This is a genomic window from Kitasatospora sp. NPDC001261 (genome assembly GCF_042896795.1).
GTDB lineage: Bacteria > Actinomycetota > Actinomycetes > Streptomycetales > Streptomycetaceae > Kitasatospora.
Genome location: NZ_JBIAXP010000025.1, coordinates 85,143 through 106,809 on the forward strand (window position 1 = coordinate 85,143; position 21,667 = coordinate 106,809).

Sequence of the window (21,667 nt, forward strand, 5' to 3'; positions counted from 1 at the left end):
CCGCCCGGCACCGAGCCCGGCCCGACACCAGGAGAGGAAACCCGTGACCGACACCCGCACCATCACCAACCCGCCCGGCCTGCACGACCCCACGCCGTTCGGCTACAGCCACGCCGCCTCCGCACCCGGCGAACCGGTGTTCATCGGCGGCCAGTACGCCTCCGACGCCCACGGCCAGGTCGTGCCCGGCGACTTCGCCGCCCAGGTGGAACTCGCCCTCGCCAACCTGCGCACCGCGCTCGCCGGAGTCGGCCTCGGCTTCGAGCACGTGGTCCGGCTCGGCTCGTACATCGTCGACCACGACCCGCAGAAGCTCGCCGTCCTCGGCAAAGCCCTCGCCGGGGCCTGGGGCGACCGGCTGCCCGCGCAGACACTCAGCGGGGTCGCCTCGCTCGCCCTGCCCGGGATGCTCTTCGAGATCGACGCGATCGCCGTCCGGCCGACGGCGGAGGCAACCGACTGACTTACCCGCAGGGGTCCCACCCGCCGGCGGGACCCCTCGCCGCACCGCCGCCGTTCGAACCGAAACGGACCGCCCACACGGCCCGGGCCACTCACACGGCCCGGGCCGCCGCCGGTGGAACCGTCCTGCGCGCAGGTCGCGGAGCCGGCGACGGACCGAGGTGGCCCGGATGGGACTGCCCGTCGCCCGCCCCTGTCGCGCAATGCCGAAAGCTTGTCGGGAAAAGACGGTACGGCCGCCCCGCGAACCACGACAGTGGACCCATGACCACACACCGCACCGACATCCTCGTCATCGGCGCCGGAGTCGCCGGCATCGGCGTCGCCTGCCGCCTGCGCCGGGAGCTCCCCGGCCGTGACTTCGCGATCCTGGAGCGCCGGGCCGGCATCGGCGGCACCTGGGACCTGTTCCGCTACCCGGGCATCCGCTCGGACTCCGACATGTTCTCCTTCGGCTACCGGTTCCGCCCCTGGAACGGGACCAGGGTGCTCGCCGACGGCGAGTCGATCCGCGACTACGTGACCGCCACCGCCCGCGAGTACGGCGTCGACAAGGCGATCCACCACGGATTGCGGGTGCTGGCCGCCGACTGGTCGAGCGAGCACCAGCGGTGGACGGTGACCGCGCTGCGCGAGGCGACCGGCGAACGGGAGACCTGGGTCTGCTCCTTCCTCGTCACCTGCACCGGCTACTACGACTACGACCGGGGCCACCTGCCCGAGTTCCCCGGCGCCGAGCGGTTCGAGGGCGTGCGGATCCACCCGCAGCACTGGCCGCGGGACTTCGACCACACCGGGAAGCGGGTCGTCGTGATCGGCAGCGGCGCGACCGCCGTCACGCTCGTCCCGGCGCTGGCCGACAGGGCGGCCCATGTGACGATGCTCCAGCGCTCGCCCTCGTACGTCTTCTCGGTGCCCTCGGTCGACCGGATCACCGCCTGGCAGCAGCGGTTCCTGCCCGGCCCGCTGGTCGCCAGGATGACCCGCCGACGCAACATCGGCCTGCAGCGCGCCCTCTTCCGGACCGCCCGGCGCTTCCCCCGCGCGACGCGCAGGATGCTGCTGGCCGGGGTGCGCCGGGCGGTCGGCCCGCGCATCGACATGACCCACTTCAGCCCGTCCTACGACCCGTGGGACGAGCGGCTGTGCGCCGTCCCCGACGGCGACCTCTTCCGGGTGCTCCGGGAGGGCCGCGCCGACGTCGTCACCGACACCGTCGAGACCTTCACCCCCACCGGCATCCGGCTCGCCTCCGGCCGGGAACTCGCCGCGGACGTCGTCGTCACCGCCACCGGCCTGAACCTCCAGGCCTTCGGCGGCGCCACGATCAGCGTCGACGGCGAACCGCGCGACCTGCACGACGTCTGCACCTACAAGAGCGTCATGCTCGAGGGCATCCCCAACCTGGCCTGGGTCTTCGGCTACACCAACGCCTCGTGGACCCTGAAGGTCGACCTCGCCGCCGCCTACCTGGTGCGCCTGCTCAGGCACCTGGACGCCACCGGCCGCACCGTCGCCGTGCCCGTCGACCACGCGGCCAACGCGACCGACGAGGGCGTGGTCGACGAGCTGACCTCGGGCTACATCCGGCGGGCGAAGGACGTCATGCCGCGCCAGGGGCGCGAGTTCCCCTGGCGGATGGTGATGGACTACCACCACGACCGGAAGGTCCTGCTGTCCGACCCGATCGAGGACGGCGTCCTCGCCTTCGGCGGGCCCGGGAGTGCGCGTCTTACCGGTCCGTGACGCCGCCCCGTGTCGACCGGCCGCGGGCCCGGTCGGACGCTAGCGTCGGCGGCATGAGAATCCTGGTCACCGGCGGTGCCGGCTTCATCGGCGCGTCCGTGGTGCGCGCCCTGGTCGCGGCCGGCCATCACGTGCGCGTCCTGGACGCCCTGCTGCCCGCGGTCCATCCGACCGGAAACCCGCCCGCGCTGCCCGCGGGTGTCGACTTCCGGCGCGGGGACGTCCGGGACGCGGAGACCGTCGAGGAGGCGCTCGCCGGGGTGGACGCGGTCTGCCACCAGGCGGCGATGGTCGGCCTGGGACTGGACCTCCAGGACGCACCGCACTACGTCGGCTGCAACGACCTCGGCACGGCGGTGGTCCTCGCCGCGATGGCGCGGTCCGGCGTCCGACGGCTGGTCCTGGCCGGATCCATGGTGGTCTACGGGGAAGGGCGTTACCACTGTGCGGAGCACGGCAAGGTGGCACCGGGGCCGCGGCGGCCCGCCGACCTGGACGCCGGACGGTTCGAGCCGCCGTGCCCGGTCTGCGGCGCTCCCCTGCGGCCGGGCCTGGTCACGGAGAGCGCACCCGCCGACCCGCGCAGCGTCTACGCGGTGACCAAGCTCGCGCAGGAACACCTCTCCGCCGCCTGGGCACGCGCCTGCGGCGGAACAGTACTGACGCTGCGTTACCACAACGTGTACGGCCCCGGGATGCCGCGCGACACCCCGTACGCGGGGGTGGCGTCGCTGTTCCGCTCGGCCCTCGCCCGCGGCGAGGCGCCCCGGGTCTTCGAGGACGGCCGCCAGCGCCGGGACTTCGTCCACGTCGAGGACGTCGCCGCCGCCAACCTCGCGGCGCTGACGGCCGTGGGCGACCGGCCGCCGGGCAGCGTCCGGGCGTACAACGTGGGCAGCGGCGAGGTGCGCACCATCGGTGAGATGGCGGCCGCGCTGGCCGCGGCCCACGGCGGTCCGGCGCCGACGGTGACCGGCGAGTACCGGCTCGGCGACGTACGGCACGTCACCGCCGACTCGAACCGGCTGCGCGCCGAACTGGCCTGGCTGCCGCGCGTCCCGTTCGACCGGGGCATGGCGGAGTTCGCCGCCGCACCGCTGCGGGTCTGAGGTCAGCTCCGGGCGGACGGCAGGGCGATCTCGAAGCAGCAGCCGCCCGCCACGTTGTGGACGCGGGCCCGCCCGGCGTGGGCCTCGACGATGCCGCGGACGATGGCGAGGCCCAGGCCGGCACCGCTGCCGCCGGCCTCGGGCCGGTCGGACCGCCCGCCGGGATCGGCCGGCCTGGGCGTGCGGGCCGCGGTGCCACGCCAGCCGGTCTCGAAGACCCGGGTCAGGTCCTGGGCGGGGATGCCCCCGCAGCCGTCGGTGACCGAGAGCAGCACCTCGTCCGCCTCCCGCCGCGCGGAGACCGTGACCACGCCGTCCTGAGGGGTCGAGCGGATCGCGTTGACCAGCAGGTTGCCCAGGACCCGGGTGATCTCGCGGCTGTCCACCTCGACCGGTTCGGGCTCCACCTGCCGGCCTTCGAGCCGGACGCCGCGCTGCCGGGCCAGCGCGTGGGCACCGGCCAGCGCGTCGTCGACCAGGTCGTAGACGGAGACCCGGGAGAGCGAGAGGGCGAGCGTTCCGGCCTGGATGCGGGAGAGTTCGAAGAGGTCGTCCACCATCCCGGTGAGCCGCTCGACCTCGGTGCGGATCCGCCGGAGGTAGCGGTCCGGCTCCTCGGCGACGCCGTCCTCCAGCGCCTCGGCCATCGCCCGCAGCCCGGCCAGCGGGGTGCGCAGGTCGTGGGAGATCCAGGCGACCAGCTCCCGCCGGGACTGTTCGAGGGCCTGTTCGCGGCCCCGGGATTCGGCGAGCCGGGCGCTGGTGGCGGACAGTTCCTCGCTCAGCTGGGCCAGTTCGCGGCCCAGCGGGTGGACGGGCGCGGTGAAGCCGGTGTCGCTGCCGACGGTCCGGGCGGCGGCCGTCAGGGCCCGACTGCCGGCGACCACCTGTCGGCCCAGCAGGGCGGCGGTGCCCAGGGACACGACGGCGGCCATGGCGAGCACCGTTATCACGACACCGAGGTCGTGGGCGGAGAGGAACATGGCCTGCGCGACGGCGAAGGTGCCGGAGACGACCGCGAGCACGGTGACGACGGCGACGCAGAACAGCGAGAGCGCCATCGAGCGCCTGCGCAGCAGCCGGACGGCCGGCCAGCCGAGCAGGCCCGCTCCGCCGGCACCGAGCGCGGCGAACAGGGCGATCAGCAGCAGGTCCTTCACCCGCGGTCCTCCCCGGCACCGGGCATCGGGTCGTAGCGGTAGCCGACGCCCCACACCGTGCTGATCATCCGGGGGGCGGCGGGATCGTCCTCGATCTTCTCGCGCAGGCGCCGCACGTGGACGGTGACGGTGGAGAGGTCGCCGAAGTCCCAGCCCCAGACGCGGGCCATCAGCTCCTGACGGGAGAACACCGTCCCGGGGAACCGCAGGAGGAAGGCCAGCAGGTCGAACTCCCGTGCGGTCAGGGACAGTTCCCTCCCGGAACGGTGAGCGCGACGGGCCGGCCCGTCGACGGTGATGTCCCCGGAGCGGACGGGCCCGGCCGGGGCGCCCGTCGCGGGTGCCGCCACGCGCGAGCGCCGCAGCACCGACTGGACCCGCAGGACGAGTTCGCGTGGACTGAACGGCTTGGTGACGTAGTCGTCGGCGCCCAGCTCCAGGCCGAGGACGCGGTCGGCCTCGTCACTCCTGGCGGTGAGCAGCACGACCGGCAGCTCCCCGCCGGCGGCCTGGCCGCGCAGCCGCCGCAGCACCTCCAGGCCGTCGATGCCCGGGAGCATCAGGTCCAGGACCACGAGGTCCGGCTGGTGGGCCCGGGCGAGGGCGAGCCCCCGCGGACCGTCGGCGGCGTGGTCGACGTGGTGGCCGGCCCGGGTGAGGTAGCCGGCGACGACCTCGGCCACGGTCGGGTCGTCGTCGATCACCAGGATGCGGCCGACGGCCGACGGCCCGGCGATGGCGGAGGACACGTTGGCGGAGGGCTCGTTCACCCCGCCGAGAATAGGCGCCGGGCGCCGGTGCGGAAGCCGCCGCCGTCCCCCCGTTCGACCTCCGTAAGATCCTGGGCCCCGTCCGCACACCGGTCCGCACACCGGTGCGGGCCCCGACGGCTCCCCGGTGGGCCGTCGGCGCGACGTTCGGCTTCCGTAAGGCTGCGGCACCGCCGTCCCGGGCCGACACGCCCTTAGCGTGGCCGACGTGACCTCCGCTACCCCTCGTTCGTCCGGTGTCGATGTCGTCCTGCCCTGCCTCGACGAGGCCGAGGCGCTGCCCTGGGTGCTCGGGCGCATCCCGCCCGGCTGGCGGGCCATCGTCGTGGACAACGGCTCGCGGGACGGCTCGGCCGAACTCGCCCGATCGCTCGGAGCGACCGTGGTCGAGGAGTCCCGGCGCGGGTTCGGCGCCGCCTGCCACGCCGGGCTCCTCGCCGCCACCGCCGAGCTGGTCTGCTTCCTGGACTGCGACGGCTCGCTCGACCCCGCCCAACTGCCCCGGGTCACCGCTCCGGTGACCGACGGCACGGCTGACCTCGTCCTCGGCCGCCGCCGGCCGGTGAGCACGGGCGCCTGGCCCGTGCACGCACGGCTCGCCAACACCGTGCTGGCCCGCCGGCTGCGGGCCCGCACCGGCGCCCCGCTGCACGACCTGGGCCCGATGCGGGCCGCCCGACGGGAACGCCTGCTGGCGCTCGGCCTGGGCGACCGCCGCTCCGGATACCCGCTGGAGATGGTGCTCGCCGCCTCGGCCGCCGGCATGCGGATCACCGAGACCTCCGTCGACTACCTGCCGCGCGCGGGCCGTTCGAAGGTCACCGGCACGGTGCGCGGCACCCGGCAGGCGATCCGGGACATGCGGGCCGTGCTCGCCGCCCCGCCGCCCACCCTGCTGGTCATCGCCAAGTCGCCCGTACCGGGCCGGGTGAAGACCCGGCTCACCCCGGCCTGCACGCCCCAGCAGGCGGCGGCGCTGGCCGAGGCCGCGCTCTCCGACACCCTGCACACCCTGGCCACCGTGCCGGCCGGGCGGCGCCTGCTGGTCCTGGACGGCGAGCCGGGCCGCTGGCTGCCGCCCGGGTGGCAGGTGCTTCCGCAGGGCGGCGGCGGACTGGACGCCCGGCTGGCGGCGGCCTTCGGCCACGCGGCCCGGCTGGCCCCGCACGCGCCCGCGCTGCTGGTCGGCATGGACACCCCGCAGCTCAGCGCGGCCACCCTGGCCGAGCCGCTCTCCCCGGCGGGCCGGGCCGGGGCCGACGCCTGGTACGGGCCCGCGACCGACGGCGGCTTCTGGGCCCTCGGCCTGGCCCGGCCGACCGAGGACCTCGCCCGCCGGCTCCTCCTCGGGGTACCGATGTCGACCCCGGACACGGGGCGGGTGCTCCTCGACCGGCTCGGGGCGGCCGGCCTGACGGTGCGCACCCTGCCGGAAGCCACCGACGTGGACACCGTCGAGGACGCCCTGCTGGTCGCCTCCCAGGCGCCGCGGAGCCGGTTCGCCGCCCGCCTGAGCTCGTTCCGCACCGTCCCCGAGGTGGCGGGTTGACCGGCACCTCGACGGCATGGATCGACGACCCGTTCGCCGACGCCGTCCGCACCGGACGCGGTCCGCTGTGGCTGCGCGGCGACGACGGACGCCGGATCCCGCTCGACATCGAACGCTGGTGCGCACCGGCCGCCGGCGGCGACCACAGCCTCCTGATGCGCTGCTTCCACCTGTCCGCGCCCGTCGTGGACCTCGGCTGCGGACCCGGCCGACTCGTCGCCGCGCTCCTCGCCGTGGGCGTCCCGGCCCTCGGCGTCGACGTCACCCCGGCGGCCGTCGCCCGCACCCTGGGCCTCGGCGGCGCGGCCCTCTGCCGGTCGGTGTTCGACCGGCTCCCCGCCGAGGGCCGCTGGGGTGCGGCCCTGCTGGCGGACGGCAACCTCGGCATCGGCGGGAACCCGGAGGCCCTGCTGCGGCGTGCGGCCGAACTCATCGCGCCGGACGGGCTGTTGCTGGTGGAGGTCGAGCCGCGCGAGGTCGACGAACGCGTCACCGTCCGGGTCGAGGGCCCGGACGGCCGGCTCGGCCCGCCCTTCGCCTGGGCACGCCTCGGCGCCAGGGCGGCCGTACGACGGGCCTACGGCGCCGGGCTCGTCGAAGTGGAACGATGGACCTCCCACGGCCGGCGCTTCCTCACCCTGCGCCGCCGCACCGCGCCCGCCCGCTGAGAACCAGTGATCGAATGGAAGGCAGCTACCTCTATGACCACCATCGAAGAGCGGATCATCAGCCACATCTCCGAGAAGCTGGGGCCGGGTCACGACATCGCCGCGGACACGGACCTCTCGTACGTGCTGGACTCCACGGCCGTCATGGAAGTGGTGGTGTGGATCGAGGAGGCGTTCGGCTTCTCGGCCGAACTCGACGAGATCAACCCCGACAACTTCGGCTCGCCCGCCCGCCTGGCCCAGTGGGTTCGCCGGAACGTCGGGGGCGCTGCCACCTAGCTCGGCCGCCGGTCAGTTCCCGGCCCCCGCCACGGCGGCGACCCGCCCTGTACGGCGCTGGCGCAGCAGCGGGACCAGGAGGACGACGCACAGGGCCGTGCCGTAGGCGAACTGCTGCGCCACCGGGCCCTGCACCAGGTAGAGCGCCTGCCCGGCGGCCGGGACGGCCAGCCACTCCCAGCGGCCGTCGAGCGCCACCAGCGCGACCACCAGGAGCCCGTACCAGGGGTAGGAGGGCGCGACCAGCAGCAGCGCCGTGCCCGTCACCAGGAGCGCGCCGGCCCACGGCCGGCTCCGGTCGCCCCGGCGGAGGACCCGGACCACCACGGCCGCCAGGACGAACGCCGCCGCCCACGGCGCGAGGCGGTCGGACAGCACCAGCCGCAGCAGCCCGAACCGGTCGATGTGGCCCTGCTCGTAGCCCTCCTCCTTCAGGTAGCCCGGCAGGTAGCCCAGGACCGAGGTGCCCGAGGCCACGACGTACGGCAGGTAGGACAGGGCGAAGGCGCCGAGCGCGGATCCGACCAGCAGGACGTCCTTCCGGGAAGGGCGCCGGGCGGACAGGCCCGACAGCGCGCCGGGGAGGACGAGGGCCGGCAGCAGCTTGGTCGCGACCGCGCCGCCCAGGAGGAGCCCCCCTCGCACGGCCCTCCCGCGCACCGCGCAGCCGAGCCCGGCGACCGTCAGCAGGGCTCCGAGCGTGTCCACGTGCGCGTCGTTGACCGCCCACACGGCCACGCCGGGGAACCACCCCCACAACGCGGCCCGCCACCGCTCCCGCCCCACTCTCAGCAGCAGGGCGGTCGTCGCCACCGCCAGCACCGCACCGCCGGCCTGCACCCCGCGGACCCCGCTGCCGAACGGGTGCAGGACGACGAACCAGACCTGTGCCACCGGCGGATAGATGGTGTGCACGGCCGGCCGGTTGATCCGGGTGCAGTCCCCGGCCGTGGTGCGCCGCTCGTCCCAGCCCGTGCAGCCGTCACCGACCGGGAAGAGCCCCGGGTCACGCAACCGGGCCAGCGCCGGATCGTCCGGGGTGTGGGCGTAGGGCGAGATCCCGGCCGCCTGGACCCGGCCGTCCCAGACGTAGCGGTAGGCGTCGTCACTGGTGCGGGGTGGGGCCAGCAGCCCGACGGCGGCGACGGCCACGGCGCCGGCCAGGACCAGCGGCGCGACCAGCCGACCGCGCACCCTGCGCAGCAGCACCACCGCGACCGCGAACAGGGCCGTGTCGAGGAGGTACCAGACGGCGAGCGGCACGGAGCCGTCGTCGGTGACGGTCAGCGCCAGAGCGGTGACCAGGGCCGCGAGCGCGAGCGCGCAGGACGGAACTGTACGGTCGATCATCCTGTCCAACCTCCCACTGATGAAGCCTCGCGGCCCCGGCGTTCCCTCGCCGGGATGGGGCGTCAGACGCCGGGGACCCCCGGAAGACCGGTCGTGAGACCGTCCAGGGCGTGCGGGCAGGGGCACTCGCGCACCAGCGGCAGCCGTTCCACCGCCTTGAACAGCACGGTGCGCAGCCGGTCGACGTTGCGGGCGAACTCCTTCAGCACCTCGCCGTGGGTGACGCCCGCGCCGCTCTCCACCCCGGCGTCGAGATCCGTGACCAGGGCCAGCGAGGCGTAGCAGAGCCCGAGTTCACGGGCGAGGACGGCCTCCGGATGTCCCGTCATGCCGACCACCGACCAGCCGTTGGCGGTGAACCAGCGGGACTCGGCGCGGGTGGAGAAGCGCGGGCCCTCGATCACCACCAGCGTTCCGCCGTCGACGGGCTCCCAGGCCGCCTCCCGGGCGGCGTCCAGTGCCGCCTTCCGCCCCGCCGGGCAGTACGGGTCGGCCATGGACACGTGCACCACCTCCGGCACCGTGCCGTGCGGCAGCGGCAGGCCGTCGTAGAAGGTCTGCGGGCGCCCCGAGGTCCGGTCCGCGAACTGGTCGGGCACCAGCAGCGTGCCCGGCCCGTACTCCGGGCGCAGCCCGCCCACCGCGCACGGCGCGACCACCTGCCGCACACCCAGCGTGTGCAGTGCCCACAGGTTGGCGCGGTAGTTGATCCGGTGCGGGGGAAGCCGGTGGCCGCGCCCGTGCCGGGGCAGGAACGCGACCCGGCGGCCGGCCGCCTCTCCCACGAACACCGCGTCGCTCGGTTCGCCGTACGGGGTGTCCACCCGTACCTCGGTCACGTCGTCCAGCAGCTCGTAGAGCCCGGAGCCACCGATGACGCCCACCTCGGCGCTCGGCGGGACGTCCTGGTCGACCGTCATCCCGGTCCACCTCTCTTCTCGGGAACAGCCTCCCGGCCAACTGTAGGAACGGACCGGGCCGGAACCGGGGCACCATGCCTTACGGATCACGAACGTCCCCGCGCCGCGGGCCCGCGGCGGGGCTTGTACGACCGTCGCCGCCGGGCCGTCGCGGCGAGCAGGCAGAGCGCCGAGACGGCGAAGAACGCCGCGGTCAGCAGCAGCCAGCGCCCGAGGAAGACGTCCGGGTCCAGGCCGGTGGCGGAGCGGTACCCGGGGACGCGACGCAGGACGAGCGGGTACCAGACGACCAGCAGCAGCAGCGAGAGGAACGCGGGGACGCGGACGTAGTTGACCGCCGGCATCCGGTGCGTACCGCCCGCGGGAGCCTGGCGGACACCCGTCAGGGCCTGGGCGGCCCGGTCGGTGAGCGTGTAGAGCGGCAGCAGGACCAGGTCGTGGAGCAGCGCGGCCCCGACGAACCAGATCACGACGCCGAGCGGATCGCCCTTGAGGAGGCAGATCCCGGCGTACAGGGCCAGGGCGAAGGAACACAGGAGGAGGAGCAGGTGCAGGGGGGATGCGCCGTAGCGCTCGCGGAGGCCGCTGCGGCGCTTCATCCGGTGGCTCCGAAGGTGAGGCGGGTGACCCATTTGGTGTTGTGGACACCGGGGTTGGCGGGGACGATGATCCGGGCCGGGTAGCCGTGGTCGGGCGAGAGGTCGGCTCCGTTGACGCGCAGGGCCAGCAGGGAGCGGGCGTCGCGGACCTGGTTGTCGCGCAGGACGGTGGAGGAGAAGGACCCGCCGCGTTCGACGGATTCCACGAAGACGTCCGGTGGGCTGTCGGTCAGGCCGACGAGCGCGGCCAGCTCGGTCAGCCGGACGCCGGTCCAGTCCTGGTCGGGCGTGGACCATCCCTCGACGCAGGCGATGGGCAGGGCCGCGGTGGTCTGCGGCAGGCTCCTCAGCTGGTCCAGGGTGAGGACGGTTTCGCGGCCGGGGCCACGGACGGTCAGCCGCCAGTCGGGGCCGATGTCGGCGGGGCGGATGCCGACGGCGGCGGCGGTCTTGTTGATCTGGAAACCGTTCGGGCCGTCGCCGGGCTCCTGGCCGTGCGGGGCGAGCAGCGCGGTCCTGCGCCACCATCCGCCGATGCTCTGACCGACCGTCACCGCGAACAGCGCGAGGGAGCCCGCGCCGACCAGCGCGAGGGCTCCGCGCCGGGAGAGGGTCGCGGGGGCGGGGCGCGGGGAGACCAGACCGGTGTCGTCGGGCGGCTCGGGCAGCGTGTCGGCGGCGCCGGTGCGCAGTTCGGTGCGCAGGCGCCGGCTGCGCAGCGCCCGGACCATGACCGGGACGCGGAACACCACGTGGACGACGAAGGCGCCGATGAAGACCCAGGCACCGTAGTAGTGCAGGGTGTAGAAGGAGCCGGGAAAGATGTAGTGCAGCTGGATGTTGAGGATGCCGGTGGCGAACTCGAACAGCGCGCCGCCGACCAGGAGCAGCAGCGACAGGCGCTCGACCGCCTGGGCCGGCGAGCGGAGCGGGGGCCAGGCGAAGAGCTTGGGGATGACCGACCAGAGCTTGGCCAGCAGCACCGGGACCAGCACGATGCCGAGGGTCACGTGGACCCCCTGGTTCAGCCGGTAGAGCCAGCTGGGGCTGGTCGGCCAGGAGAAGAGGTAGAAGCCGAGCCAGCCCTTGTCCGGGGTCTGGTCGTTGACCGCGGCGAGGTCGGGGTTGTAGGCGGCGTAGGACAGCAGCCCGGTCACGAACACCACCGTGATCCCGGGCAGCAACACCAGGCCGAACACCGAGGTGAGCCAGGGGCCGCGCAAGGGGCTGCGCCAGAACTCCGGGCGCGCGGGCCCGGGCGGGGGGCCCGCGGCGAGCGCGGCACGCAGGCGGGATCCCCTGGGCTTGGGGGCTGTACGCGTCGGCGCGTGGGGGGCCGGTCGCCGTCCCTCCGCGGTGTGGTCGCGCGGCGGCGCCGGGGGCTGCTCGGGCTGGTCGGGCCGCTCGGGCTGCGGGAGCGGTGGCGGAGGTCCGGCGGCCGGCTTGTCCGCGGAGGGCTGCGGTGCCGGGGCCGGCCCGGGTTCCCGCTCGGGGCCGGGTTGGGGGCGGTGGGGTCCGTCGGCGTCGTCGTGGGCGTTCAGGGTGGCGCTCCTTCGCGGGTGCGTGCGGAGGCGGGTTGGCCGCGCTGACACGACCGTATGCCGCAGATCACCCATGAAGCAGCAATCAACTTATTACGGAATTTCAGGTCGCCGTCGGTCATCGAGGAAGCATCCGACGTCTCACTCAATGGATTTGACTACATGTCAGATGATCCTCAGCCGTGGCACCGTGACTCGGCCGTCCGAGCCCCCGCGCCGGCAAGGCGCAGCAACCGGTCGCGGAGCGCCGCGGTCACGGGCGGACGGCGGCCGGGTCCAAGAGGGTCAGGACGCGGTCGGCGAGGTTGTCGATGCTGCCGGCGTTGACGACCTCGATGGTGGGGATGTCGACGCCCAGTTCGCCCTGGAGGGCGACGACCAGTTCGGTGGCCATGAGGGAGTCCAGGCCGAGCGTGTCGAGCCCCTGGGTCCGGTCGATGCGGTCGGGTGCGCGGTGGATGATGCGGGCGACGAGGGTCGCGAGCAGGTCGGTGAGGTCGGCCGTGCCGGGAGCGGGTGCGCGGTCGGACCCGGGGGGACGCCGGACGGCCTTCCGGACGGCGTCGGGTTCCTCGGCGGGCAGGACGGCGGTGAAGCGGGGTGCTCGTACCGTGGGCAGCAGCGTGGCGAGGCGGGCGAAGTCGAAGTGGCCGACCAGGACGACGGGTTCCCCGCCTTCCCCGTCACCCCCGCCGTCCCCGCCTTCCCCGTGGCCGCCGTGCGGGCGCGTCATGAGGTCCTCCATCGCGGCGAGGATCCGGTCGGTGCGCATGGGCGCGAGGCCCATGCGTTCCAGGACCCGGCTGACTTCCTCGTCCGCCGCCAGGCCGACCTCGCCGATCAGGCCCCAGCCGATGGACAGACCTGGCAGGCCGGCGGCTCGGCGGGCGCGGACGACGCCCTCCATGGCGAGGTTGCCTGCGGCGTAGGCGGCCTGCGCACGGTGGCCGACGGTGGCGGAGACGGAGGAGTGGACCACGAAGAAGTCCAGCGGGAGGCCGCGGCTGAGCCGGTCCAGGAGCAGGGCGCCGCGGAGTTTCGCCGCGAGGACCGATTCGACCGTCGCGTCGTCGAGTTCGGTGAGCAGCGCGTCGCGCACGTCCACGGCGGAGTGGACGATGCCGCGCAGCGGATGCCCGGTGGCCGCGATGCGGCGGACCACGTCGCCGAGGGCGTCGGGGTCGGCGACGTCGGCGGCGTACGCCGTGGCGGTGGCGCCCTGGCGGGCCAGCGCGGCGAGCAGCTCGTCGGCGCCCGGTGTGGCAGCGCCGCGGCGGGAGAGCAGGGCCAGGTGGCGGGCTCCGCGGTCGGCGAGGAACCGGGCGACCTCGGCGCCGAGACCGGTGAGTCCGCCGGTGATCAGGTAGCTGGCGCCAGGGTCGCATACCAGGCGCCGGGGAGGTGTGGTGAGGCGCGGTGCCGGGTCGAGGGCGATGACCACCTTGCCGACGTGGTGGGAGCGCCGCAGCAGGGTGAACGCGTCCGCGACATCCTCGGCGGGGTGGAGGTGGTGCGGCAGCGGGCGGTAGACCCCCTGGTGGACGCGCCGGGCGAGGTCGTCGAAGTGGCGGGCGGAGAGTTCCGGCTGCCGGGCGAACATCTGGAGGGCGTCGACGGCGTGGAACGACAGGTTGTTGCGGAAGGCCCGCAGCGCCAGTCGGCCTCCGGTGTGGATGTCGCGCTTGCCGAGTTCGACGCAGCGGCCGCCGGGCCGCAGCAGGTCGAGGTTACGGGAGAGGGCCTCGCCCGCGAGGGAGTTGAGGACGACGTCGACGCCCTTCCCCTCGGTCAGCTCCATCACCTGGTCGGCGAAGGCGAGCGTGCGGGAGTCCAGGACGTGTTCGGCGCCCAGCAGTTCCAGCAGCGTGCGCTTGGCGGGGCTGCCCGCGGTGGCGATGACCCGCGCCCCGACCTGCCGCGCGTACTGCAGGGCCGCGAGGCCCACACCGCCGGCGGCGCCGTGCACCAGCAGCGTTTCGCCCGCGGTGAGGCGGGCCAGGTGCTCCAGGGAGTGCTGGACGGTGAAGAAGGCGACGGGCAGCGTCGCGGCCTCGGCGAACGTCATGCCGTCGGGCATCCGCCCCGTGGCCGCCTCGGGTACGAGGAGGTGCGAGGCCAGCGCCCCGGGCGCGCAGGCGAAGACCCGCTCCCCCACCCGGAGGGTGGTTCCCTCCCCGGCCGCCGCGACGACGCCCGAGGCCTCCAGACCGAGCCGGTACTCGCCCGGGACGGCGGGCTCGGCACCCGACGGCAGGGAACCGGTGGCCAGCAGCACGTCCCGGAAGTTGAGCCCGGCCGCCCGGACCTCGATCACCACCTCGCCGGGGCCCGGCGGTGGCGGCTCAGGGGCGGGGACCCAGTCGAGGGCGTGACCGAGCCCCGGTCGGCGCAGGCGCAGACGGTAGGGGCGCCGACCCGCCGGGCCGGTCGGCGCGGGCAGGTCCCGCAGGCGCGGGACGAACCGGCCGGCGGGCCGCAGGACGATCTCGTCCTCCGCTCCGGACTGGAGCAACTCGTCGGCCAGCCGCCGCGCGTCGAGCCGGGGCGACGGCCCTGGCTCGAGGACCAGCCGCCGGACCGCCGGCCTGGGCTTCTCGTTGGCGAGGGTGCGCGACACCGCCCACGGCACGCAGTCCGCCGGGAACAGCCGGGCACCTGGCGTCGGCAGCGCACCGGACGGGGGGCCGACCAGTAACAGCACGGGGTCGGCGGCGGGCGGGAGCACGGCGCAGGCCTCGGCCACGGCGCGCAGGACGGCGGTGCGGGTCACGGCGGTCGACAGTGCCTGCCGACCGGTGTCCTCCTCGCTGTCCGAGGTGGCACCGCTCGACGTGTCGCTTCCCGAGGTGTCATCGCTCGACGTGTCGCTGCCCGAGAGCAGGAGCACCAGGACGGGCCGCACGGGGTCGGCGCGGAGGCCGTCGAGCCAGTCGGCGGAGTCGGCGGTGGCCCGGACGACGGTGACGGGGCCGGTCTCGGCCGCGCGCAGTGCGGCGACGAGGGGTTCGGTGAGCGGGTCCTCGGGGTGCTCGGCCGCGATGACCCACGACGTCGCGGGACCCCGGCAAGCGGGTTGCTCCATGGCACCGGGTTGCTCCATGGCACCGGCTCCGGCCGTCGAGGTCGCGACCGTCGGGGGCACGGCGGTGACGGTGGGCGGCGCGAGTGGCTTCCCGCCCGGTACGGCGCCGCGCCGGGCGACGAGCACGGAGTAGTCGGCCTCTGGCGTACCGGCCCGCACCGCATCGACGCCGAGCCGGGCCGTGTCCGCGAAGCCGTGGGCGGTGAACAGGTCCTGCCACTGGGCGGCGGTCAGCAGCGGCGAATCGGGGCGCAGGTCGGGTTCGTCGGCGTTCCAGAAGCTCTTCAGGGGGCCGAAGCAGGGCAGGAGGCGGTCGAGGGCGTGGGTTTCGACGGCCACCAGGTGCCCGCCCTCGTCGAGCAGGCGGGCCACCCGCCCCGTGGTCTCGCGCAGCCGGGCGGTGGCGTGCAGGACGTTGCCGGCCACCACGAGGTCGTACGAACCCGGCTGGAATCCCTGGGATTCGGGGTCGCGGTCCAGGTCGAGCGGCCGGTAGGCGAGGGTGTCGTGGCCGGCGAAGCGGACGCGGGCGCGCGGGAGGAAGGCGTCGGACAGGTCGGTGAAGGTGTAGTGGGTGCGCTCCGGTGGCAGCGCGTCGAGGAGCGCGGCCGTCAGGCCTCCGGTGCCCGCGCCCACTTCCAGGACGCGCAGCGGGCGGTCGGCGGGCCAGTGCCGGACGAGCCGGCGGACGAGAGCGGCGGCCAGGGCGTTGCAGTGTCGGGTGACGGTGGTGCCGGAGTAGTAACTCTCCACCCAGTGACGGGTGTTCTCGTCGAACAGCACGGACACGGCGTCCCGCCGGCCGAGCAGCACGTCGGGCAGCACGGTGCCGCAGTGGGAGTGCAGCACCGCTTCCGTGGCGCACTGCGGATGTGCGCGCACCAGCTCGGCGAGGGCGCCGTGCGGATCGGGGCGCACCGCCGCCGCCCACGCTCCGTCCGCGTCGCGCCGCAGCACGCCCACGCGTTCGGCCTGGCGGAGTGAGGCGTGCAGCAGCCGGCGGTAGACCGGGAGCGCCCCGGCGGCGATCAGGCTCCCGGGGGTGTACGAGGTGGCGCCGGGGGCCACGGTGCGGGCGGCGCGGAGGGTGAAGTGCCCACTGAGCCGGTCGGCCAGCAGGGCGGCCCCGGCGTACCGGCGGGCGTCCCAGGCGGGGCCGTCCAGCGAGTGCCGGGCCGCGCGGACCAGGTCGCGGAGGGCGGGCATGCCGGCCGGGGACGGGAGGGGTCCGCTGTGGCCGGGCGAGGCGCGCAGGACGGTGGCGAGGTGTGCCGGCGCGGTGCGGGCGGCGTCGAAGCTGCGCAGCCGGCAGCCGTCCGCTTCGGCGGTGACCCGGCCCTGGTCGTCCAGTAGCCGTACGTCCCAGCACACTTCGCGGGGCCCGGCGTCGCGGCGGAGTACCCGCACCCAGCCCTTGGCGGGTGCCTCCGCCCACACCCGCAGGGCCGCGACGGCCGAGGGGAGGAACAGGGCGTCGGGCGCCTCACCCCCTTGGGCGAGCAGGGGCGCACCGGCCTGGAGGGCACTGTCGAGCAGCACGGGGTGCAGGACGTACCCCCCGCCGCCGCCCGAAGCCCCACCCCTGTCCGGAGCCCCACCCCTGCCCGAGGCCCCGCCGCCGCCCGGAGCCTCGGCGGGTTCCGGGGCTTCCGGTAGCTCGTAGCGGGCCAGGACCTCACCGTCCCCGACGTACAGGGCGGTGAGGGCGCGGAAGGCGGGGCCGTAGACGATGCCCGCGTCGGCGGCCCGGGCCCGGGCGTCGTCCGCGCGGAGCCTCGTGGGCAGGCGGTCCCGCAGCGCGCGGAGGTCCTCCGCCGGGGGCCGTTCCCGCAGGAGGCGGCGGACCACCGCGCGGGCGTGGGTGCGCCAGGGACCGGTGCCGTCGCGGCTCGCGATGCGCACCGTGCCGTCCGCCGTGTCCAGGGAGGTCTGCAGGCGGATGTCCATGGCGGGGTTGTCGAACGGCAGGGTGAGCGCGCGTTCGACGGCGAGGTCCTCCAGTTGCACCGGGCCCTGGTGGTGGACCCGGCCGGCGCCCAGGGCGGCTTCGGCGAAGGCCGCGGCCGGGACGACGACGGCTCCGGTGACGACGTGGTCGGCGAGCCACCGGTGCCGGGTGGGGTCGATCCGCAGCTGCCACAGCGGCTCGGCGTGGGCGGTGCGTTCGCCGAGCAGGGGGTGCTGGTGCCTTCCGTCGCCGCAGCCCCGTCCGAACCAGTCCGGTGAGCCGTGCCAGTGGCGCTCGCGCTGCCAGGGGCGGGTGGGCAGGCTGCGCACCCGGCCCGGCCCGGGGAAGAAGACGCCGGTGTCCGTGCGGGCGCCGGCGGCCAGCAGCGTGGCGACCGTCCGCTCGATGTCCTCGGCGCCGTCCCGGTCCCGTGAGAGGGAGGGCAGGACCAGGACGGGGGCCGTGCCGTCGGCGCCGAGGGTGCGGCGCAGGTAGTGGCCGAGGACGGGATGCGGGCCGATCTCGACGAAGGCGTCGCAGCCGCCCGCCGCCAACGCCCTGACCGCGGGCGGCAGTTGCACGGGTCGGCGGACGTTCTCCCACCAGTACCGCGCCGTCAGGTCCTCGCCCCGCCGGAGGGCGCCGGTCACCGTGGAGGCGAACGCCACCGTCGCTGGGCCCGGGCGCAGCCCGTCCAGGGCGGCGCGCAGGTCCGCTTCGACCGGGTCCATCCGGGCGGTGTGGAAGGCGTGGTCGAGATCGAGCCGTTGGAAGTGGACGCCGCGCTCGGCCAGCCGACGGGCCAGCCGGACGAGGGCGGCCTCGTCTCCGGCGACCGTCACATCCTGCGGGCTGTTGACGGCGGCCAGCTCCAGCGCGTCGCCGAAGGCCGCCAGTTCCTCCCGCGCCTGGCCGGGGGACAGGCCCACGGCCGCCATGCGCCCGCTGCCGGCCGTACGGGCCTGCACGCGGCTGCGGTGGGCGATCACCTGCGCGGCGGCGGCCAGGTCGAGGGCACCGCACGCGTGGGCGGCGGCGACCTCACCGACGCTGTGCCCGGCCACGGCGGCCGGGCGCACCCCGTACGCCGCCAGCGCGGCCGTGAGCCCCACCTGCACGGTGAACAGCAGCGGCTGTGCCACCTCCGTCCGTGCCAGCCGGGCGGCGTCGGTGCCGTGCGTCAGTTCCTCGTGTACGGACCAGCCGAGGAGCGGGGACAGCACCGCGTCGACCTCGCCGACGGCGTGCCGGAAGGCCGCCGTCCCGGAGGGGCTGCCGCTCGCGCCTCCTGCTGCCGGGGAGGTCAGCAACCGGCGTCCCATGCCGGCCCACTGGGCGCCGTTGCCGCTGTAGACGAAGCCGATCGCACCGCTCGCCAGGACCGGCGCCAGCGGGGCGTCGGCCACGGCGCGCAGCCGGGCGGCGGCGGTCCGGGCGTCGGAGGCGATCACGGCGGCGCGGAAGGCTTGCCTGCCGCGCCGGTTGAGCGTGGTGTGGGCGACGTCGTGGAACGCGTGGCCGTCCGCGGCCGTGGCGTCGAGGTGGTCGGCGAGTTCGGTGGCGGCCGCGGCGAGGACGGCGGGGCCGCGCGCGCTGACCAGGACGGGGCGGGATCCGGCGGGCGGAGCGCCGCGAGGGGCCGCCTCGGGCGCGGGGGCGAGGACGGCGTGGGCGTTGGAGCCGCCGAACCCGAAGGAGTTCACGCCGACCAGTCCGCCCGGGCCCGGGGGCAGCGGCAGGGCGGCGGGCACGGGCAGCAGGCCCAGCCGGGCGAAGTCGACGGCCGACGTGACCGGCAGGCCGTGCAGGGACGGCGGGATGACGCGGTGCCGCAGGACGAGCACCGCCTTGAGCAGCCCCGCCAGCCCCGAAGCGGACTCCAGGTGCCCCAGGTTGGTCTTGACCGACCCGATCGGCAGCGGCCTGCCCGGCGCGCACCTGCCGACCAGCGCCGCCGCGACGGCTTCCAGCTCCAACGGGTCGCCCACCGGGGTGCCGGTACCGTGCGCCTCCAGGTACACCAGCTCGCGGGCGTCCGGGCCGGGCCCGCCGTACACCTGGCGCAGCAGGGCGGCCTGCGCCTGGACGCTGGGCTGGGCCAGGCCCGCGGTGCGGCCGTCGCTGTTGACGCCGGTGGCCGCGATCACGGCGTGGACGCGGTCGCCCTCGGCGATCGCCCGATCGAGCGGTTTGAGGACGAGCACCACCCCGCCCTCGGCCCGGACGAACCCGTCGGCGGCCGCGGAGAACGCCCGGCAGCGGCCGGTGGGCGAGAGCATCGCGGCCTTGGAGAATCCGACGAACTCGTGTGGACCGATGAGGACGTTGACCCCGGCCGCGAGGGCCAGCTCCCCGCCGGACGCGAGGAACCCGCAGGCCTGGTGGAGGGCGGTCAGGCTGGACGAACAGGCGGTGTCCACGGCCAGGCTGGGACCGCGCAGGTCGAGGGCGTGCGAGAGCCTGCCCGCGGTGTTGCCGCTCGCCAGGCCGGTCATAGTGTGCCGGTCGACCGTCTCCAGCCGGCTGAGCTGGAGGTTGCCGTAGGCGTGGTTGGACACCCCGACGAAGACCCCGGCGCCGGAGCCGGCCAGCGCCGCCGGGTCGAGGCCGGCGTCGTCCAGGCCCTCGACGGCCAGCTCCAGCAGCAGCCGCTGCTGCGGGTCCATCCGGGCCGCCTCACGCGGGGAGATCGAGAAGTACTCCGCGTCGAAGCCCGCGATGTCGTCGAGCACCCCGGCCGCCGCCGTGTAGCTCCGGCCCGGGCGACGCGGATCGGGATCCGTGAACTCCCGCGCGTCGAAGCGCTCGGCAGGCATCCGGGTGACCACGTCCCGGCCCTCGATCAGGGCCGACCACAGCGAACCGAGGTCGTTCAGGCCGCCCGGGAGGCGGCAGGAGACGCCGATGACCGCCACGTCCCGCACCTGGACGCCACCGCGGACGTTCTCCGTACTCCGCACAACCGCCTCCTTCCCGCCCTGACCAGGCCTTTCCGCCCGAGCCTGCCCAGCCCGGGCGCGGGGACACGTCGGCCTCCCGCAGTTACCACGATCGGGTGGTTCCGGCTATCGGTGTGCCCCGTCCGGGGAAGGCTGCCTCACCGGAACGGGTGCGCATGGGGAGGGAGGGTTCCGTGGGGGGCAGGATGCTCGGCGACGGCCCGCTGTGGGAGCTGTCGGCCGGAGGGGGATGGACCGAGGCGGAGGTCGCCGTCCTGCTGCTTCCCGGGGTGGGCAGCGGCGTCACCGACTTCTCCCTGTGGCCGCGTCATCTCACCTCGACGGTACGGGCGTTGACCGCCCGCTACCCCGGCCGGAAGGCCGACCCGGAGGCACCGGGTGCCGACCCGGCCTCGGGCCTCGCCGACCTCGCCGCCGAACTGGCCAACGCCGTGGCCCAGTACACGACGGAGCCCCTGGTGATCCTCGGACACAGCATGGGAGCCGTCATCGGCTACGAGGTCGCGTGGTGCCTCCAGCAGCGCGGCCGGCCCGCCCTCGCCCTGCACGTGTGCGCCGCGTTCTCGCCGCCGGAGTACGCCGCCTTCGACGTGGCCGGGCGAGCCCTGACCGACGACGACCTGACCGCGCTCACCGCCACCCTGGCCATCCCGCTGCCCACCGAGGAGCGCGAGGCGGACCGGCGCGAAGCGCTACGGGCCATCCGCGCCGACCTCACCCTGATCGACACCTACGCGTACGGCCCGCACCCCAGGCCGCTGGAGTACCCCGTCACCGTGTGGACGGCCCGCGACGACGCCATCGTCCCGGCCGCCTCCGTACCACGCTGGCAGCCGATGACCCGTCACCCCCTCACCCACCACGTCCTCCCCGTCCCCCACCACTTCCTCGACTCCCCACAGGCCGTCGAACCGATCACCCGCGCCCTGCGCGAGGGCCTGCGACGCCTTCACTAGCCGGACGGTCGCGCGGCGCCCCCCGGTCGTGCGAGACGTCCAGGGCCCGGGCGGCCGAGCCCTGCCGGTACCACCCGGGCGAAACACCTCCTCTCCGCCCGGTCGGCTTCGGGACCCTGTCAGCCGGTCATTTGAGTTCGACGAAGATGATGTGGGTGTCCGTCGTCCCGATGTTCTCGCCGACGTGGGTCCGGGCCGGTAGCCAGTTCGCCTCAGGTGCCCGTGTCCGTTCGACCTCGACCACGGTGTCGCCCTCGGTCATGCGGCGTCGGAAGGTGCTCAGGACGACCATGACGCTGTCGGGGTGGTAGTGGAGCCCGGTCTTGACCCCCGGGGTGTCGCGGTACTCGAGCACCCGGACGCGCGCGTTCTCGAAGACGATGCGGTAGAGGTCAGGGTCGGTGACGGTGGGGTCCTGGTCCTCGGCATCTCCTTGGCCCGTCATACGGCGGCAGCCGCCTCGATGGCCAGCGCCGGATCGGCGCCGCGTCGTCCGGGCAGGCTGTCGGGCCCCCGGGGACCCGTGGAAGCGGGAGCCTGGGCGGTGCTCTGCGTCATGCTGGGCCTT

15 protein-coding genes and 1 pseudogene are annotated in these 21,667 nt (G+C 75.1%); 8 read left to right on the forward strand and 8 right to left on the reverse strand.

Going from position 1 to position 21,667, the window contains the following annotated elements; genetic code table 11:
- Nucleotides 1-43: 43 nt before the first annotated feature.
- The 3 genes from ACFY4B_RS30080 (at nt 44) to ACFY4B_RS30090 (ending at nt 3,317) form a co-directional block, all read left to right on the forward strand.
- A complete protein-coding gene (locus ACFY4B_RS30080; protein WP_387973204.1) occupies nt 44-463 on the forward strand; it encodes a RidA family protein in 420 nt (139 codons plus the stop codon).
- Between the two features lie 263 nt (nt 464-726).
- Entirely contained in the window at nt 727-2,208 is a 1,482-nt protein-coding gene (locus ACFY4B_RS30085) for a flavin-containing monooxygenase (RefSeq protein ID WP_387973207.1), read from the forward strand.
- Between the two features lie 53 nt (nt 2,209-2,261).
- A complete protein-coding gene (locus ACFY4B_RS30090) occupies nt 2,262-3,317 on the forward strand; it encodes an NAD-dependent epimerase/dehydratase family protein (RefSeq protein ID WP_387973209.1) in 1,056 nt (351 codons plus the stop codon).
- Nucleotides 3,318-3,319: 2 nt separating this feature from the next.
- On the opposite strand, the gene ACFY4B_RS30095 is transcribed toward ACFY4B_RS30090, so the two are convergent.
- Both ACFY4B_RS30095 and ACFY4B_RS30100 read right to left on the reverse strand, forming a co-directional pair.
- Complete coding sequence (locus ACFY4B_RS30095; RefSeq protein ID WP_117486306.1) at nt 3,320-4,477, reverse strand: sensor histidine kinase KdpD; 1,158 nt, start codon at nt 4,475-4,477, stop codon at nt 3,320-3,322.
- Nucleotides 4,474-5,247: a response regulator transcription factor gene (locus ACFY4B_RS30100; protein WP_387973213.1), complete on the reverse strand. Its 774-nt coding sequence runs from the start codon at nt 5,245-5,247 to the stop codon at nt 4,474-4,476. Before ACFY4B_RS30100 ends, ACFY4B_RS30095 begins: the two co-directional genes overlap by 4 nt.
- 199 nt (nt 5,248-5,446) lie before the next feature.
- Between ACFY4B_RS30100 and ACFY4B_RS30105 the strand changes: the two are divergent.
- The 4 genes and pseudogenes from ACFY4B_RS30105 to ACFY4B_RS30120 form a co-directional block, all read left to right on the forward strand.
- Nucleotides 5,447-6,139: pseudogene (locus tag ACFY4B_RS30105) on the forward strand (glycosyltransferase family 2 protein); the annotation flags it as partial.
- 198 nt (nt 6,140-6,337) lie between these two features.
- Nucleotides 6,338-6,796 (forward strand): DUF2064 domain-containing protein, encoded by a 459-nt coding sequence (locus ACFY4B_RS30110; RefSeq protein WP_387973352.1) that lies wholly within the window; start codon nt 6,338-6,340, stop codon nt 6,794-6,796.
- Complete coding sequence (locus ACFY4B_RS30115; protein ID WP_387973215.1) at nt 6,793-7,464, forward strand: methyltransferase domain-containing protein; 672 nt, start codon at nt 6,793-6,795, stop codon at nt 7,462-7,464. Before ACFY4B_RS30110 ends, ACFY4B_RS30115 begins: the two co-directional genes overlap by 4 nt.
- Before the next feature lie 33 nt (nt 7,465-7,497).
- Nucleotides 7,498-7,743: an acyl carrier protein gene (locus ACFY4B_RS30120; RefSeq protein ID WP_387973218.1), complete on the forward strand. Its 246-nt coding sequence runs from the start codon at nt 7,498-7,500 to the stop codon at nt 7,741-7,743.
- Between the two features lie 12 nt (nt 7,744-7,755).
- Here ACFY4B_RS30120 and ACFY4B_RS30125 read toward each other — a convergent pair whose 3' ends face one another.
- The 5 genes from ACFY4B_RS30125 to ACFY4B_RS30145 form a co-directional block, all read right to left on the reverse strand.
- Entirely contained in the window at nt 7,756-9,093 is a 1,338-nt protein-coding gene (locus ACFY4B_RS30125) for a glycosyltransferase 87 family protein (RefSeq protein WP_387973221.1), read from the reverse strand.
- Nucleotides 9,094-9,155: 62 nt separating this feature from the next.
- Nucleotides 9,156-10,013 carry an S-methyl-5'-thioadenosine phosphorylase gene (locus ACFY4B_RS30130; protein ID WP_387973224.1) on the reverse strand — a complete coding sequence of 286 codons (858 nt, stop codon included), beginning with the start codon at nt 10,011-10,013 and terminating at the stop codon, nt 9,156-9,158.
- 86 nt (nt 10,014-10,099) lie between these two features.
- Nucleotides 10,100-10,612 (reverse strand): hypothetical protein, encoded by a 513-nt coding sequence (locus tag ACFY4B_RS30135; RefSeq protein WP_387973227.1) that lies wholly within the window; start codon nt 10,610-10,612, stop codon nt 10,100-10,102.
- Nucleotides 10,609-11,901 carry a molybdopterin-dependent oxidoreductase gene (locus tag ACFY4B_RS30140; protein WP_387973354.1) on the reverse strand — a complete coding sequence of 431 codons (1,293 nt, stop codon included), beginning with the start codon at nt 11,899-11,901 and terminating at the stop codon, nt 10,609-10,611. The genes ACFY4B_RS30135 and ACFY4B_RS30140 overlap by 4 nt, the downstream gene beginning before the upstream one ends.
- A gap of 505 nt (nt 11,902-12,406) precedes the next feature.
- Nucleotides 12,407-20,143, reverse strand: a complete 7,737-nt coding sequence (locus ACFY4B_RS30145; RefSeq protein ID WP_387973230.1) for an SDR family NAD(P)-dependent oxidoreductase — start codon at nt 20,141-20,143, stop codon at nt 12,407-12,409.
- Nucleotides 20,144-20,316: 173 nt separating this feature from the next.
- On the opposite strand from ACFY4B_RS30145, the gene ACFY4B_RS30150 reads away from it, so the two are divergent.
- On the forward strand, nt 20,317-21,099 hold the full coding sequence (locus tag ACFY4B_RS30150) for a thioesterase II family protein (RefSeq protein ID WP_387973233.1): 783 nt from the start codon (nt 20,317-20,319) through the stop codon (nt 21,097-21,099).
- Between the two features lie 127 nt (nt 21,100-21,226).
- Here ACFY4B_RS30150 and ACFY4B_RS30155 read toward each other — a convergent pair whose 3' ends face one another.
- Complete coding sequence (locus tag ACFY4B_RS30155) at nt 21,227-21,544, reverse strand: cytoplasmic protein (RefSeq protein WP_380777173.1); 318 nt, start codon at nt 21,542-21,544, stop codon at nt 21,227-21,229.
- Between the last annotated feature and the right edge of the window lie 123 nt (nt 21,545-21,667).

Excerpts from the sequence above, each read along its gene's own strand:
- ACFY4B_RS30135 (WP_387973227.1), bottom strand. The coding sequence starts at position 10,612 with ATGAAGCGCCGCAGCGGCCTCCGCGAGCGCTACGGCGCATCCCCCCTG.
- ACFY4B_RS30090 (WP_387973209.1), top strand. The coding sequence starts at position 2,262 with ATGAGAATCCTGGTCACCGGCGGTGCCGGCTTCATCGGCGCGTCCGTG.
- ACFY4B_RS30120 (WP_387973218.1), top strand. The coding sequence starts at position 7,498 with ATGACCACCATCGAAGAGCGGATCATCAGCCACATCTCCGAGAAGCTG.
- ACFY4B_RS30085 (WP_387973207.1), top strand. The coding sequence starts at position 727 with ATGACCACACACCGCACCGACATCCTCGTCATCGGCGCCGGAGTCGCC.
- ACFY4B_RS30125 (WP_387973221.1), bottom strand. The coding sequence starts at position 9,093 with ATGATCGACCGTACAGTTCCGTCCTGCGCGCTCGCGCTCGCGGCCCTG.
- ACFY4B_RS30130 (WP_387973224.1), bottom strand. The coding sequence starts at position 10,013 with ATGACGGTCGACCAGGACGTCCCGCCGAGCGCCGAGGTGGGCGTCATC.
- ACFY4B_RS30155 (WP_380777173.1), bottom strand. The coding sequence starts at position 21,544 with ATGACGGGCCAAGGAGATGCCGAGGACCAGGACCCCACCGTCACCGAC.